This window comes from Pseudomonas sp. TMW22090, from assembly GCF_022496665.1.
GTDB classification, from domain to species: Bacteria; Pseudomonadota; Gammaproteobacteria; order Pseudomonadales; family Pseudomonadaceae; genus Aquipseudomonas; species Aquipseudomonas gregormendelii.
Genome location: NZ_SCFH01000002.1, coordinates 1 through 14,996 on the forward strand (window position 1 = coordinate 1; position 14,996 = coordinate 14,996).

The 14,996-nt window shown below is 60.0% G+C and carries 13 protein-coding genes; 7 read left to right on the plus strand and 6 right to left on the minus strand.

Annotation, left to right across the window (positions count from 1 at the left end):
- Positions 1-164: 164 nt before the first annotated feature.
- Positions 165-1,511 carry a DEAD/DEAH box helicase gene (locus EQV97_RS06060; protein WP_240888685.1) on the minus strand — a complete coding sequence of 449 codons (1,347 nt, stop codon included), beginning with the start codon at positions 1,509-1,511 and terminating at the stop codon, positions 165-167.
- Between the two features lie 192 nt (positions 1,512-1,703).
- On the opposite strand from EQV97_RS06060, the gene EQV97_RS06065 reads away from it, so the two are divergent.
- Entirely contained in the window at positions 1,704-3,002 is a 1,299-nt protein-coding gene (locus EQV97_RS06065; protein WP_122837883.1) for a mechanosensitive ion channel family protein, read from the plus strand.
- Between the two features lie 63 nt (positions 3,003-3,065).
- Here EQV97_RS06065 and EQV97_RS06070 read toward each other — a convergent pair whose 3' ends face one another.
- The 3 genes from EQV97_RS06070 to EQV97_RS06080 all read right to left on the minus strand — a co-directional run bounded on the left by EQV97_RS06070 (position 3,066) and on the right by EQV97_RS06080 (position 5,435).
- A complete protein-coding gene (locus EQV97_RS06070; protein WP_122837882.1) occupies positions 3,066-3,932 on the minus strand; it encodes a carboxylate/amino acid/amine transporter in 867 nt (288 codons plus the stop codon).
- Between the two features lie 350 nt (positions 3,933-4,282).
- Entirely contained in the window at positions 4,283-4,882 is a 600-nt protein-coding gene (locus EQV97_RS06075) for an FMN-dependent NADH-azoreductase (protein WP_045058708.1), read from the minus strand.
- Positions 4,883-5,120: 238 nt separating this feature from the next.
- The gene (locus tag EQV97_RS06080) at positions 5,121-5,435 is read right to left on the minus strand and encodes a 3-phosphoglycerate kinase (RefSeq protein WP_122837881.1); all 315 of its coding nucleotides are present in this window, start codon (positions 5,433-5,435) and stop codon (positions 5,121-5,123) included.
- A gap of 49 nt (positions 5,436-5,484) precedes the next feature.
- Between EQV97_RS06080 and EQV97_RS06085 the strand changes: the two genes are divergently transcribed.
- The 5 genes from EQV97_RS06085 (at position 5,485) to aqpZ (ending at position 10,602) form a co-directional block, all read left to right on the plus strand.
- Positions 5,485-6,408 (plus strand): LysR family transcriptional regulator, encoded by a 924-nt coding sequence (locus EQV97_RS06085; RefSeq protein ID WP_122837880.1) that lies wholly within the window; start codon positions 5,485-5,487, stop codon positions 6,406-6,408.
- Positions 6,409-6,422: 14 nt separating this feature from the next.
- Complete coding sequence (locus EQV97_RS06090) at positions 6,423-7,238, plus strand: alpha/beta hydrolase (protein WP_045058711.1); 816 nt, start codon at positions 6,423-6,425, stop codon at positions 7,236-7,238.
- Positions 7,232-7,789 carry a peptidylprolyl isomerase gene (locus EQV97_RS06095; RefSeq protein ID WP_122837879.1) on the plus strand — a complete coding sequence of 186 codons (558 nt, stop codon included), beginning with the start codon at positions 7,232-7,234 and terminating at the stop codon, positions 7,787-7,789. The genes EQV97_RS06090 and EQV97_RS06095 overlap by 7 nt, the downstream gene beginning before the upstream one ends.
- A gap of 81 nt (positions 7,790-7,870) precedes the next feature.
- On the plus strand, positions 7,871-9,703 hold the full coding sequence (locus EQV97_RS06100) for an ABC transporter ATP-binding protein (RefSeq protein WP_225569040.1): 1,833 nt from the start codon (positions 7,871-7,873) through the stop codon (positions 9,701-9,703).
- Positions 9,704-9,906: 203 nt separating this feature from the next.
- Complete coding sequence (gene aqpZ, locus EQV97_RS06105) at positions 9,907-10,602, plus strand: aquaporin Z (RefSeq protein WP_122837877.1); 696 nt, start codon at positions 9,907-9,909, stop codon at positions 10,600-10,602.
- 15 nt (positions 10,603-10,617) lie between these two features.
- On the opposite strand, the gene EQV97_RS06110 is transcribed toward aqpZ, so the two are convergent.
- Complete coding sequence (locus EQV97_RS06110; RefSeq protein ID WP_122837876.1) at positions 10,618-11,742, minus strand: GNAT family N-acetyltransferase; 1,125 nt, start codon at positions 11,740-11,742, stop codon at positions 10,618-10,620.
- A gap of 281 nt (positions 11,743-12,023) precedes the next feature.
- On the opposite strand from EQV97_RS06110, the gene EQV97_RS06115 reads away from it, so the two are divergent.
- Positions 12,024-13,340, plus strand: coding sequence for a putative porin (locus EQV97_RS06115; protein ID WP_122837875.1), 1,317 nt, complete (start codon positions 12,024-12,026; stop codon positions 13,338-13,340).
- Between the two features lie 241 nt (positions 13,341-13,581).
- Here the strand turns inward: EQV97_RS06115 and EQV97_RS06120 are convergent, their stop codons facing one another.
- Positions 13,582-14,703, minus strand: a complete 1,122-nt coding sequence (locus EQV97_RS06120) for a beta-ketoacyl-ACP synthase III (protein WP_122837873.1) — start codon at positions 14,701-14,703, stop codon at positions 13,582-13,584.
- Positions 14,704-14,996: the final 293 nt, after the last annotated feature.

Genomic DNA, 14,996 nt, shown 5'->3' on the forward strand with positions numbered 1-14,996 from the left:
TTTGCCAATGTCGATACCGAGAAGCGTCATCGTATTCATGAGAGATCCTCCGCCGAAAACGAGAAAAGCCCTGCAAGCGTAAACCTGCAGGGCTTCTCGGTCAGGCTGACCATCTCATTAAACCCGGACACGAATCCGGGTTTTTCTTGTGGCGCTGGAACCGCTTACTCAGCGGCCGGCGCTTCCGGCTTGCGGCGCTTGAGCGGCGCCATGCCGTCCTTGCTCACCAGCGACAGGGCGTCGGTCTTCGGGCGGTTGGCGATCTTGCGCTTGGTCGGGGCCTTGGCGCCGGTCTTCTTCTTGTCGCCCTTGGCGTCGACCTTTTTCTTCTTCACGCCAACAGCCTTGCCTGAAGCCTTGACCTTCTTCGGTCCGCCGTAGGTGCCTTTGACTTCCTTGATGGTACGGCGCTCGAAGCTCTGCTTGAGGTAGCGCTCGACGCTCGACATCAGGTTCCAGTCGCCGTGGCAGATCAGCGAGATCGCCAGGCCATCGTTACCGGCACGCCCAGTACGACCGATACGGTGCACGTATTCGTCGCCGCTGCGGGGCATGTCGAAGTTGATCACCAGGTCCAGGCCGTCGACATCCAGGCCGCGAGCGGCCACGTCGGTGGCAACCAGGATCTTCACGCCGCCCTGCTTCAAGCGGTCGATGGCCAGTTTGCGGTCTTTCTGGTCCTTGTCGCCGTGCAACACGAACGCTTTGTAGTCTTGCGCCACCAGGCGGCCGTAGATGCGGTCAGCCATGGCGCGGGTGTTGGTGAACACGATGGCCTTCTGGTAGGTCTCGTTGGCCAGCAGCCAGTTGACGATCTGTTCTTTGTGCTGGTTGTGGTCAGCGGTGATGATCTGCTGACGGGTGGTCGCGTTCAGGTCGCTGACGTTGTTGAGCTGCAGGTGCTCAGGGTTGTCCAGCACCGCGGCGACCATTTCGCGCAGGCCCGAACCACCGGTGGTCGCGGAGAACAGCATGGTCTGCTGGCGGTTGGTGCACTCCTTCACCAGACGCTGGACGTCCTCGGCAAAGCCCATGTCGAGCATACGGTCGGCTTCGTCGAGCACCAGCACTTCGACTTCTTTCAAGTCGAGGTTGCCGGCGTTGAGTTGCTCGATCATCCGGCCCGGCGTACCGATCAGGATGTCCGGCACCTTGCGCAACATGGCGGCCTGGACCTTGAAGTCCTCACCGCCTGTGATCAGGCCGGACTTGATGAACGTGAACTGGGCAAAGCGCTCGACTTCCTTGATGGTCTGCTGGGCCAGCTCGCGGGTCGGCAGCAGGATCAGGGTCTTGATGCTGACGCGGACTTTAGCCGGGCCGATCAGACGGTTGAGGATCGGCAAAACGAAAGCAGCGGTTTTGCCGCTACCGGTTTGCGCAGTCACCCGCAGGTCACGCCCTTGGAGCGCCAGCGGAATAGCCGCTGCTTGCACAGGCGTTGGCTCGACAAATTTTAGCTCGGCCACGGCTTTGAGCAGGCGTTCGTGCAGGGCGAATTGGGAAAACACGGGTGCTACCTCGAAGAAATACAAAAAAACAGCTGCATAGGTTACCGGTTTCGGGCGCCGAGGCCGAGTTTCTTTATACAAACGGCGCTAATCAGTGGCTTTTTGTTGCCTTGTTTGTCTCCAGTCGCAATATAAAGCGTCTTAAATGCTCTAATCGACCCGTCGCGTCTTACAGAAGAACCGTTTTAGCTTATGGATATCAAACAGCTCTGGCTCAACGTCCAAGACCTCTGGGGTGCGCTCGATCAGCACCCGCTCCTGCACTCCAGCCTGGCGCTGGTGGTGTTGCTGGTGGTTGCCCTGGTCCTCGGACGAGTGGCGCGCTACCTGATCCTGCACGCCGCCAAACTGCTCGGGCGTCAGCCCGCCATGCACTGGATGAATGACCTGCGGCACAACAAGGTCTTCCATCGCCTGGCCCAGATGACGCCGTCGCTGGTCATCCAGTTCGGCCTGCACCTGGTGCCCGAGCTGAGCAAGACCAGCCTGGTCTTCCTTGGCAACGTCGCACTGGCCTTCACCATTCTTTTCCTGCTGCTGGCCATCAGTGCCCTGCTCAGCGCCTTGCTGGACATCTATGCGCGCACCGAGCACGCCCGCACCCGGTCGATCAAAGGCTACGTGCAACTGACGAAAATGGTGCTGTACGTGTTTGGCGCCATCATCATCGTCGCCACCCTGATTGACCGTTCGCCGTTGTTGCTGCTGTCGGGTCTCGGCGCCATGTCGGCGGTGATTCTGCTGGTCTACAAGGACACCCTGCTGTCATTTGTCGCCAGCGTGCAACTGACCAGCAACGACATGCTGCGGGTGGGCGACTGGATCGAAATGCCGCAGGTGGGTGCCGATGGTGATGTGGTCGACATCACGCTGCACACGGTCAAGGTGCAGAATTTCGACAAGACCATCGTGTCGATCCCGACCTGGCGCCTGATGTCCGAGTCATTCAAGAACTGGCGCGGCATGCAGCAGTCCGGCGGAAGACGGATCAAGCGCAGCCTGTACATCGACGCCAGTGGCGTGCGCTTTCTGCGCGATGACGAGGAGTTGAAGCTGTCCCAGGTGCATCTGCTGACCGACTACATCAGTCGCAAGCAGGCTGAACTCAAGGCCTGGAACGAAGCCCAGGGCAACGTCGCGGCGATGTCGGCCAACCGGCGGCGGATGACCAACATCGGCACGTTCCGCGCCTATGCCCTGGCGTATCTGAAGAGCCACCCGGAGGTCCAGCCGAACATGACCTGCATGGTTCGCCAGATGCAAACCACTGCCCAGGGCATTCCGCTGGAGATCTACTGCTTCACCCGCACCACGGTGTGGGCTGATTATGAGCGGATCCAGGGCGATATCTTCGATTATCTGCTGGCGGTGCTGCCGGAGTTTGGCTTGAGTCTTTATCAGCAGCCCAGTGGCGGGGATTTGCGCGCGGGGTTGTTGCCGGCTGTGCTGGGCGCGAGTGCGGTTCCAGAACCGGAGAAACACGTGATGTAGGCGTTGGCGCAGCCTGCGATCTTTTGATCTTCAACATCCAAAGATCGCAGCCTTCGGCAGCTCCTACACCCGTTTCGGGTCTGGCCTGATACCCAGCCGACTGATCCACACTGCTGCCAGAATCACCATGCCGCCAAAGAGCAGCCGTCCCAGCTCTTCATGCTGGTTCCAGATCAGCAGGTTGAGCAGCAGCCCCACTGGCACGTGCAGGTTGTTCATCACCGCCAGCGTCCCGCCGTTGACCATACACGCGCCCTTGTTCCACCAGTACAAGCCGAGCGCGGTCGAGACCAGCCCGAGGAATACCAGCACCCCCCATTGCAGCGGCGCTTCGGGCAGGAAGTCGGCTTTGCCGAACAGCAGGAACGCGGGCAGTGCCACGGCAAATCCGCCCAGGTAGAAGTAACCGAAACGCCGATAGTGCGGCAGGTCGCTGGGGTGTTTGGCGACCAGGTGTTTGTAAAGCACTTGCCCGGCGGCGTAGGTGAAGTTCGCCAACTGCAGCAGCAGGAAGCCCATGAAGAAGTCCGGGTTGATGCGGTCATAACGAATGACTGCGGCGCCAAGCACGGCTACCAGTGCAGCGACCAGGGCCCAGGGGTTGAAGCGGCGGTTCAGTGCGTCTTCGATCAAGGTCACGTGCAGTGGCGTGAGGATGGTGAACAGCAGCACTTCGGGCACGGTCAGGACCCTGAAGCTGAGGTACAGGCAGACGTAGGTGACGCCGAACTGCAGGGCGCCGATCAGTAGCATGCCGCGCATGAATGCGGGTTCAACCGAGCGCCAGCGGGTCAGGGGGATGAAGACCAGGCCGGCGAGCATTACACGTACCAGTACGGCGAAGTAGCTGTCGACGTGTCCGGCGAGGTATTCGCCGATCAGGCTGAAGGAAAACGCCTGGATCAGGGTGACGAAAAGTAGATAGCCCATGGGTCGCCTCGTTTTGAATGGCGGCGACGATAGCGGTTTTTTTCGGTTATCGCGATGTTGAGTGCGTGTGCATATCCCTTTCTGGGTGATGGATATGTATCCGAAGCAAGATCAGAAGATTGCAGCCTCGTTTCTCTCGACAGCTCCTACCGAGAAATCAACGGCCGCAGGTAGCCCTCACCACAAACCCAAAACCTCAAGGCAAAAAAAAGCCCGATCTCGCTAAAGCGTTCAATCGGGCGGCAGCACTCAGGAGCAGAAGTGCAAAGGGAGGTTCGATGCGCGTAAAAGCCTTGAAGGGGTCACGCCAGGTCACTAGAACATCCAGCGATTATCTGACGATTAACATATCAAGCAACCTGGGCCAGCTTGGCTTTCGCCTGATTCAGGCCCTTCTCCTGAAAGTCACCCCCCAGGTTCATGCCTTCGGCGTGGATGAAGGTCACATCGTTGATGCCAATGAACCCCATCACCTGGCGCAGGTACGGTTCCTGGTGATCCGCCGGGCCGCCGGCGTAGATACCGCCGCGTGCGGTCAGCACGTAGGCGCGCTTGCCGCTGAGCAGGCCCTGAGGGCCGGTCTCAGTGTATTTGAACGTCACGCCGGCACGCAGCACATGGTCCAGCCAGGCTTTAAGCGTGCTTGGAATGGCGAAGTTGTACATCGGCGCAGCCATCACCAGAACGTCGGCAGCCAGTAACTCGTCGGTCAGCTGGTTGGAACGCTCCAGCGCGGCATGTTCGCTGTCATTGCGCTGGTCAGCCGGCTTCATCCAGCCACCCAGCAACGTGCTGTCCAGGTGCGGTACCGGATTCACGGCGAGGTCACGGACGGTGATCTGGTCGGCCGGGTGCGCGGCTTGCCACTGGCTAATAAAGGTTTGGGTCAGTTGGCGGGAAACCGAATCTTGCTGACGAGCGCTGCTTTCGATGATCAGGACGCGTGACATGGTTTGTAAGCTCCATCTGAGAATGCTGTAAGGCGATGGAGTGAAGGTTAAACAGAACCATATCGATGAAAAAGCGCAAATAACTGCTACAACCAATCAATAAATTCGTTTATAACCTCAGGGCATGCGCCTGTGGGAGCGAGCCTGCCCCCGTTAACGGTGTATCTGTTGATGCAGTGTCTACAGACGGATCGCCATCGCAAGCTGGCTCGCTCCCACAGGAGTTTCCCAGACGATGCTATTTGGGGGAGCAAGTCAGGTTGATGCGCATCTTGATAATGGTACGGGTGAATTTGGCGGTGGCGAAGCTGTGCTTCCCGGCGGGCACCTCGATCTTGCGAGTGCGCGGCGCTTCCGGGCCATTGGTGAAGACCACCTTGCAGGTTGCATCGACAGTGCCGTAGTTGTTGACCTGGATGGAGGCAATGTCGCTATCGGTATCAGTGGCATCGTAGTCGATGCTCATGCCATTGAGCTGCTTGGTGACGTCGATCGGATAGGCAAACGCAGTCAGTGGCAACATCGCCAGCACCAGATAACAGAATTTTTTCATTCGGCAGTCTCCAATAAGTGCTGCCAGCTTAGGACAACAGGAGCCCAACATGAAAGCGCCCCGCGTGACCCTTGATCAATGGCGAACGTTGCAGGCCGTGGTCGATCACGGCGGTTTCGCCCAGGCCGCCGAGGCGCTGCATCGCTCGCAATCGTCTGTCAGCTACACCGTGGCGCGTATGCAGGACCAGCTCGGCGTGCCGCTGCTCCGTATTGATGGTCGCAAGGCCGTGCTGACGGAGGCCGGCGGCGTGCTGCTGCGCCGCTCCCGGCAGTTGGTTAAACAGGCCAGCCAGCTGGAAGACCTGGCCCACCACATGGAACAGGGCTGGGAAGCGGAAGTGCGCCTGGTGGTTGATGCCGCCTACCCGAGTGCCCGCCTGGTGCGCGCCCTGACCGCATTCATGCCGCAAAGTCGTGGCTGCAGGGTGCGGCTGCGCGAAGAGGTGCTGTCCGGCGTCGAGGAAGTATTGCTGGAAGGGGTTGCCGACCTGGCCATCACCGGTTTCAGCATTCCCGGCTACCTGGGGGCGGAATTGAGCGACGTCGAATTTGTCGCCGTGGCTCACCCCGATCATTCGTTGCATCGCCTGAACCGTGAATTGAGCTTTCAGGACCTGGAAAGCCAGATGCAGGTGGTGATTCGCGATTCCGGCCGCCAGCAGCCGCGGGATGTCGGCTGGCTGGGGGCGGAGCAGCGCTGGACGGTAGGCAGCCTGGCCACCGCCGCCACTTTTGTCAGCAGCGGCCTGGGTTTTGCCTGGTTGCCCCGACACATGATCGAACGCGAATTGAAGGAAGGTTCACTCAAGCTGCTACCGTTGGATCAGGGTGGCAGTCGTAATCCGAGCTTTTACCTGTATTCGAACAAGGACAAACCCCTGGGCCCGGCGACGCAGATCCTCATCGACCTGCTGCGTACCTTCGACACCGCGCCGCTGGATGCGCCCTTCGCGGCCCCTGAACAAGCCTGACATGGAGTGACTGCATGGCCTATTTCGAACATGAAGGATGCAACCTGCACTATGAGGAATATGGCCACGGCACCCCGTTGCTGCTGGTCCATGGCCTCGGTTCGAGCACTCTGGACTGGGAAATGCAGATCCCGGCGCTATCAGCCCGCTACCGGGTGATTGTCCCGGACATCCGCGGCCACGGCCGTTCCGAAAAACCCCGGGAGCGCTACAGCATCGCCGGGTTCAGCGCCGACCTGGTCGCGCTGATCGAGCATTTGAATCTTGGCCCCGTGCATTACGTCGGCCTGTCGATGGGCGGCATGATCGGTTTCCAGTTGGCCGTGGACCAGCCGCAGCTGCTCAAAAGCCTGTGCATCGTCAACAGCGCACCAGAGGTCAAGCTGCGCAGCCGAGACGATTACTGGCAGTGGTTCAAGCGCTGGAGCCTGATGCGCGCGTTGAGCCTGGGCACCATCGGCAAAGCCCTGGGCGCCAAACTGTTTCCCAAGCCGGAGCAGGCAAACCTGCGTGAGAAGATGGCCCTGCGCTGGGCAACAAACGACAAACATGCTTATCTCGCCAGCTTCGATGCCATCGTCGGCTGGGGCGTTCAGGAACGACTCTCCAGAGTCTCCTGTCCAACGCTGATCATCAGCGCCGACCGTGACTACACCCCGGTCGCGTTGAAAGAAAACTATGTAAAACTGCTGCCTGATGCGCGGTTGGTAGTGATTGCCGATTCGCGCCACGCCACCCCGCTTGACCAGCCCGAACATTTCAATCAAACCCTGCTCGAGTTTCTCACCGCAGTCGACACCACCACACTCAGGATCACTGACCCATGCTGAAAAAAATCGCCCTCGCCGCCGGCACCGTTCTGTTTGCCGCCAACCTGATGGCCGCCACGCCTGCCAAGGCGCCGCACGTGCTGCTGGAAACCACCAATGGCCAGATCGAGATCGAACTGGACCCGGTCAAGGCGCCGATCAGTACCAAGAACTTCCTTGAGTACGTCGACAGCGGCTTCTACAACAACACGATCTTCCACCGCGTGATTCCCGGCTTCATGGTCCAGGGCGGCGGGTTCACTCAACAGATGCAGCAGAAAGACACCAAGGCGCCCATCAAGAACGAGCACAAGAACGGCCTGGTCAACGTGCGCGGCACCCTGTCCATGGCCCGTACCTCGGCACCGGACTCTGCCACCAGCCAGTTCTTCATCAACGTCAAGGACAACGATTTCCTCGACCAGGGCGACGGCTATGCGGTGTTCGGTAAAGTCGTCAAGGGCATGGACGTGGTCGACATCATCGTCAACTCGCCGACCACCATGCGCGGCGGCATGAAAGACGTGCCTGCCGATCCTGTGTTCATCAAGTCGGCCAAGCGCATCGACTAAGCTGCAGGAAAGTACCGGGCGGCGCTCATCAGGGCGCCGTCCGCACTGTCAAAGGAGAGCCCGTGCGCGGGCGGAGAACCGATGCTTTATCGCCGTTTTGAACAACTGATCGACATTTTTCGCGATGCTCCGACAGCGGCTCCGCCAGATCGGGTTCTCCCCTTCTACACCTATTACCTCAAGCAGGTCTGGCCGAGTTTCGCCGCCCTGTTGATTGTCGGCCTGATCGGTGCACTGATCGAAGTGGCGCTATTCAGTTACCTGAGCCGCATCATCGACCTGACCCAAGGCACACCCAACGTCAATTTTTTCCAGGAGCACGGCATCGAGCTGGCCTGGATGGCGGTGGTCGCCCTGGTCTTGCGGCCGATTTTCGTCGGCCTGCATGACTTGCTGGTGCACCAGACCCTCAGCCCTGGCATGACCAGCCTGATCCGGTGGCAGAACCACAGCTATGTGCTCAAGCAGAGCCTGAATTTCTTCCAGAACGACTTCGCCGGCCGCATCGCTCAACGCATCATGCAGACCGGCAACTCCCTGCGCGATTCAGCCGTGCAAGCGGTGGACGCGCTGTGGCATGTGCTGATCTATGCGATCAGTTCCCTGGTGCTGTTTGCCGAAGCCGACTGGCGCCTGATGATTCCCTTGCTGACGTGGATCGCGGCCTACATTGGCGCGCTCTGCTACTTCGTGCCGCGGGTCAAAGAACGTTCGGTGGTGTCCTCTGATGCCCGTTCCAAACTCATGGGGCGCATCGTTGACGGCTATACCAACATCACCACGCTGAAGCTGTTCGCCCACACCAACTTCGAACAGCAATACGCCAAGGAGGCCATCGAGGAACAAACGGTAAAGGCCCAGCTCGCCGGGCGCGTGGTCACCAGCATGGACGTGGTCATCACCAGCATGAACGGCCTGCTGATCGTCGGCACCACCGGCCTGGCGCTGTGGTTGTGGACCCAGTCGCTGATCTCGGTGGGCGCCATTGCCCTCGCGACCGGCCTGGTGATCCGCATCGTCAACATGTCCGGCTGGATCATGTGGGTGGTCAACGGCATCTTTGAAAATATCGGCATGGTCCAGGACGGTCTGCAGACCATCGCGCAACCGGTCAGCGTCACCGACCGCGACCAGGCCAAGCCGCTGACCGTGCCGCATGGCGAGGTGCGGTTCGAGCACGTCGATTTTCACTACGGCAAGAAAAGCGGGATCATCGGCGACCTCAACCTGACCATCAAGCCGGGGGAAAAGATCGGCCTGATCGGGCCATCCGGCGCCGGCAAGTCGACCCTGGTCAACCTGCTGTTGCGCCTGTATGACGTGCAAGGCGGGCGCATCCTCATCGACGGCCAGAACATCGCCGAAGTCGGCCAGGAAAGCCTGCGCGAGTGCATCGGCATGATCACCCAGGACACTTCGCTGCTGCACCGTTCGATTCGCGACAACCTGCTCTACGGCAAACCTGACGCCACCGATGCTGAACTCTGGGAAGCGGTGCGCAAGGCCCGCGCCGATGAATTCATCCCGCTGCTGTCGGACTCTGAAGGTCGTACCGGCTTTGATGCCCATGTGGGCGAGCGCGGGGTGAAACTCTCCGGCGGCCAGCGCCAGCGGATCGCCATTGCCCGGGTGCTGCTCAAGGACGCACCGATCCTGATCATGGACGAAGCCACCTCGGCCCTGGACTCGGAAGTCGAAGCCGCGATCCAGGAAAGCCTGGAAACCCTGATGCAGGGCAAGACCGTGATCGCCATCGCCCACCGGCTTTCGACCATTGCGCGGATGGACCGCCTGGTAGTCCTGGAAAACGGCAGGATCGCCGAAACCGGCAGCCATTGCGAACTGCTCGCCCATGGCGGATTGTATGCGCGGTTGTGGCAGCACCAGACGGGTGGGTTCGTCGGAATCGACTGAGTTGAATGTTCCCACAGGGGTTCCTTTACCCTGTCAAACCGCCACAGGCCTCAGACCACGGGCCCTGGCGGTTTTTTTTCGGCGCTGGCATTCCACAAAAACCCTGCTGTACTCAGCCAAGGTTCTGGAGACGAACCTGTCGTAAATCTGCAGGATGCATCACGCGATGCAGTCTCGATAGCAAGCCTATCAAGGACGCTCTCATGTCTCTGTTCAAACGTTCAGTTACTGAGTTGTTCGGTACGTTCTGGCTGGTGTTGGGGGGTTGCGGCAGTGCGGTCCTGGCCGCGTCTTCTCCGCTTGGAATCGGGGTACTGGGTGTGGCCCTGGCGTTTGGCCTCACGGTACTGACCATGGCCTTTGCCATTGGCCATATCTCCGGTTGTCATCTGAACCCGGCCGTTTCGGTCGGTTTGTGCGTCGGCGGTCGATTCCCTGCCCGGGAATTGCCGGCCTACATCATCGCCCAGGTGATCGGCGCCATTATTGCTGCAGGGTTGATCTACTACATTGCCAGCGGCAAGGAAGGGTTCGATCTGTCGACGGGGCTGGCCTCCAACGGCTACGGCGAACACTCTCCCGGCAAGTACTCGATGGCAGCAGGCTTCGTCTGCGAACTGGTGATGACGGCGATGTTCGTGCTGATCATCCTCGGTGCCACCGACAAGCGCGCGCCGGCAGGACTGGCACCGATCGCCATCGGCCTGGCCCTGACGCTGATCCACCTGATCTCGATCCCGGTGACCAATACCTCAGTCAACCCGGCCCGCAGTACCGGCCCGGCACTGCTGGTGGGCGGCTGGGCGATCGCACAGCTGTGGATGTTCTGGGTCGCGCCGTTGCTCGGCGCGGTGGTCGGCGGGGTGACATACCGCTGGCTGGGCAAGGAAGACAGCTGAGACCGGGGGCGAGGATCATTCCTGTCGATAAGGCAGGGCGGTCCTCGCTTCCTCGGCGTAAGCCAGCACGCCCAGACGCTCCTGTTGCAGGAAGTCTTTGACCGCAGCCTTCAGCCCGGGATGGCGCAAGTAGTGCCATGAATGAGTGATCACCGGTTCAAAGCCGCGGATCAGCTTGTGCTCGCCCTGGGCGCCAGCGTCGAAGCGCTGAAAACCATTGGCGATGGCGTAATCCATCCCCTGGTAAAAACAGGTCTCAAAGTGCAGGCGGTCAAATTCCGCCAGGCAGCCCCAGTAGCGCCCGTAAAAACTACCGCCGCCCACCAGGCTGAAAGCCATTGCCACCGGGCGTGCACCTTGTTTTGCCAGGACCACCCGAATTGACTCGGGCATGCGCTCGGCCAGCAGGCTGAAAAACGCCCGCGTCAGGTAAGGCGCCTGGCGCCGTACCGCGTACGTGTTGGCGTAGCAGGCATAGACAAAATCCCACTGTGCCTCGCTCAGCTGCCGACCTTCCAGCCACTCGAACTCGATGCCCTGCCCCGCGACCTGCTCGCGTTCCTTGCGCATCTGTTTGCGTTTGCGTGAACTCAGGGCGTCGAGGAAATCCTGGAAGTCCCGATAACCGCGATTCTGCCAGTGGTACTGACAGCCGATTCGCTGCAGCCAGCCCGGTTGCTGGGCCAGAGCGGCGTCGGTAAAGGGATCGGTAAAGTTGATGTGGGCGCTGGAAAGGCCTTCGATTTCCAGGTAACCCGGCAGGCTCTGCAGCAATTCAAAGCCGTCCTCCACGCTGGCCGCCAGCAGTCGCGGCCCGCTGACCGGGCTGAACGGCACCGCTGTCAACAGCTTGGGGTAATAGTCGATGCCCGCCCGTGCGCAGGCATCCGCCCAGGCGTGATCGAACACATATTCGCCGTAGGAGTGCCACTTGCGGTAACTGGGGAGCGCGGCGATCAGCCGGTCACCCTCGACGTGCAACAGATGCTCGGCTTGCCAACCCGAATGCGGGCCGATGCTGGCGCTGTCTTCCAGGGCACTGAGAAAGGCATGGCGCAAAAACGGCTGGGCCTCCGGCACCAGGGCATCCCAGGTGCGCGGGGCAATGTCGGACAGATTTTCCAGTCGCTGCAGCGGCATAAATTCCTCTTCACCTGAATGCGTGAAAGCTTCGCGAGTATCGCTTATCGCGACGCAACCTACACGACCTATCCGACCGCAGTGCTCTGGACGGGGTCTTCCAGTTGAATTCGTATCGTCATCGCAACGCCATCACTTTGCCACTGCTCTGTCATAAACGATCGCGATACTGGCGCCTGTTTTTAGAGCGTCGGGTTCTACCCGGCCACTGTTTTCCGTCCATCAAAGGTCGGTTGTGTCCTGGATGGCTCAGTCATCCACTCTCATCTTCGGAGATTGATATGCGTCTTGCTTCCACGAAAACTGCGGCGGCCCTGTGTGGCGGTCTTTTGCTGGCCATGAGCGTTCCGGCCAGTGCCGCAGTCGACGCCAAACTGCTCGACATGCTCAAGGCAAACGGCTCGATTACCAACGCGCAATACAGCGAACTGCAAGCCGAGCTGGCCAGGGATCAGAAAGACCAGCAGATTGCCCGTCAGGCTCAGCAAGAGACCAACGAGCAGATCGCGGCCACCGCGAAGAAAACAGACGCACTCAGTACTTTCGACCAGAAACTGGCCTGGGCGGCGAAGACCCAGTTCAAGGGTGATGTGCGGTTCCGCCAGGAAACCATCAAGAATGATGGCGTTTCCAACAACCGCGACTCCGATCGCCAGCGTGTTCGTGCCCGCCTGGGTGCCTACACCGAGATCAACCCGCAAGTCGACACCGGTATCCGTATCGCTACCGGTAACAACGACGACGCGCGCTCCACCAACCAGAGCCTGGACAACTACTTCGACAAGAAATCGATCTGGCTGGATCAGGGTTACGTCGACTACCACCCCGATGCGATCAAGAACCTGCACATCGTTGGCGGCAAGATGCCGCAGCAATGGGTAAGCATGGGCGACATCATCTGGGATAGCGATATCAGCCCCGAAGGCCTGGCCGTCACTTACAAATACCCGTTGGGCGCGAGCACCGAACTGTTCGGCAGCGCCGGTCACTACACCCTCAAGGACAACGTCGACGGTGAAGGCGTGCAATTCAAGCACGACCTGCGCCTTTACGCAGGCCAGTTGGGCGCGCGTTTTGCCCTCACCGACAACCTGAAGCTGACCCTGGGCGGCAGCATCTACGGCTACGACAACGACGACGACATCACCGCCGGCGGCACCAGCATCCCATCGGTACTGGCCACCAACGGCAACACCCCGAACGAGCAGTTCAAACTGTACGAAGGCTTTGGTCAGCTGGACATCGGTGGCCTGGCGATGCCGCTGTCGCTGTACGGTCAGGTGGTCAATAACCAGGATGCCAGCAACGACCAGGACATGGGCTGGCTGGCGGGTGTGAAGACCAAGGTCTACGGCTTCGGCCTGGACTACAACTATCGCGACGTACAGCGTAACGCCGTGGTTGGCGCCTTCACCGACTCTGACTTCGCTAACGGTTTCACCGGTTCGCGCGGCAGCAAGTTGAAAGTGAGCTACGAGCTGGACAAGAACTTCTCCCTCGGCGCGACTTACCTGATGGCGAAATCCGACTATACCAACGCCACTTTGCGCGACTCGAAAATCAACACCCTGCAACTGGATGCTGAAGCCAAGTTCTGATAACCCCGCTGTCCGGCTCGGGCAGGGATGCCTGAGTCGCCTTTCCAAACCCGCTTGCGCTATCGGTCCCCATCATCTGTCCGATAGTGCATAGCGGGTTTTTTTGCGCTCGCGCATTCCCCTGCCCCACTGCAGGAGCGGGCTTGCTCGCGATGGTGGTGAGGACGCCGCGGGGTGCCAGGCTCCCCGCGGTATCGTTGACGACCATCGCGAGCAAGCTCGCGCCTACAGGTGTGGGCGTTTAGCGCTTGCGCAGTATCACGCTGCCAATCGAGTAACCCGCACCGAACGAGCTGAGCACTGCCAGCGAGCCCGCCGCCAGGTCATCCTGGTTCTTGTGAAACGCAATCACCGAACCCGCCGAGCTGGTGTTGGCATAGGTGTCCAGAATCACCGGTGCTTCCTCTTCCGTCGCCTCACGGCCCAGCAGCTTCTTCACGATCAGGTGGTTCATGCTGAGGTTGGCCTGGTGCAGCCAGAAGCGCTTCACGTCAGCCACGTTCAACTGGTTTTCTTCCAGGTGAGTGGCGATCAGCTCGGCCACCATCGGGCAGACATCGCGGAATACCTTGCGGCCTTCCTGCACGAACAGTTTGTCCCTGGCACCAATGCCCTCTTCCGCCGCGCGGTTGAGGAAGCCGAAGTTATTGCGGATGTTGTTGGAGAACTTGGTCAGCAACTTGGTGCTGACGACGTCAAACTGGTATTGGGAAGTCGCGAGGTCGGCACGTTCGATGATCACCGCTGTGGCCGCGTCACCAAAGATGAAGTGGCTGTCACGATCACGGAAATTGAGGTGGCCGGTGCAGACTTCCGGGTTAACCATCAGGATGGCCCGGGCCTGGCCCAGTTGTACGCTGTTGGCTGCCGCCTGAATGCCGAAGGTCGCCGAAGAACAGGCCACGTTCATGTCGAAGCCGAACCCCTGGATACCCAGCGCTTCCTGGACTTCGATGGCAATGGCCGGGTAGGCACGTTGCAGGTTGGAACAGGCGACGATCACGCCGTCGATGTCTGCCGCGGTCTTGCCGGCGCGTTGCAGGGCCTGCTCGGCAGCACCCATGGCCATCTGGCACAGCACCGACCACTCGTCATTCGAACGCTCCGGCAGGCGCGGCGCCATGCGCTGCGGATCGAGGATGCCATCCTTGTCCATGACAAACCGGCTCTTGATGCCGGAGGCTTTTTCGATAAATGCGGCACTGGACTCGGTCAAGGCTTCGACTTCGCCGCGGGCGATGGCATCGGCGTTGTCGGCGTTGAACTGCGCGACGTAAGCATTGAAAGACTGCACCAGCTCTTCGTTGGAAATGCTGTTGGCCGGGGTGTACAGGCCGGTGCCACTGATGACGACATTATGCATGGTCGTTTCTCTAATCTGTTCAGGCAGAAAGCATTGGCACCGACGTACCAACACACAAAGGGTTCATTCCCGTCCGTGGAACGCAAACCTGGCATCGCTTTATTCCGGTCCGCCTGTAGCCGCGAAGGCTCAAAACCGCAGGGCCGGCGTTTATAGGCGCGAAGTTTGCCATAAACACCGGGTTTTCGCCCTATATTGCACGACCCAACGATTTTACGCGGCCCCAACGTAGGAGCTGCCGCAGGCTGCGATCTTTTGATTTTTGTCGCGACACTGGAAGATCAAAAGATCGC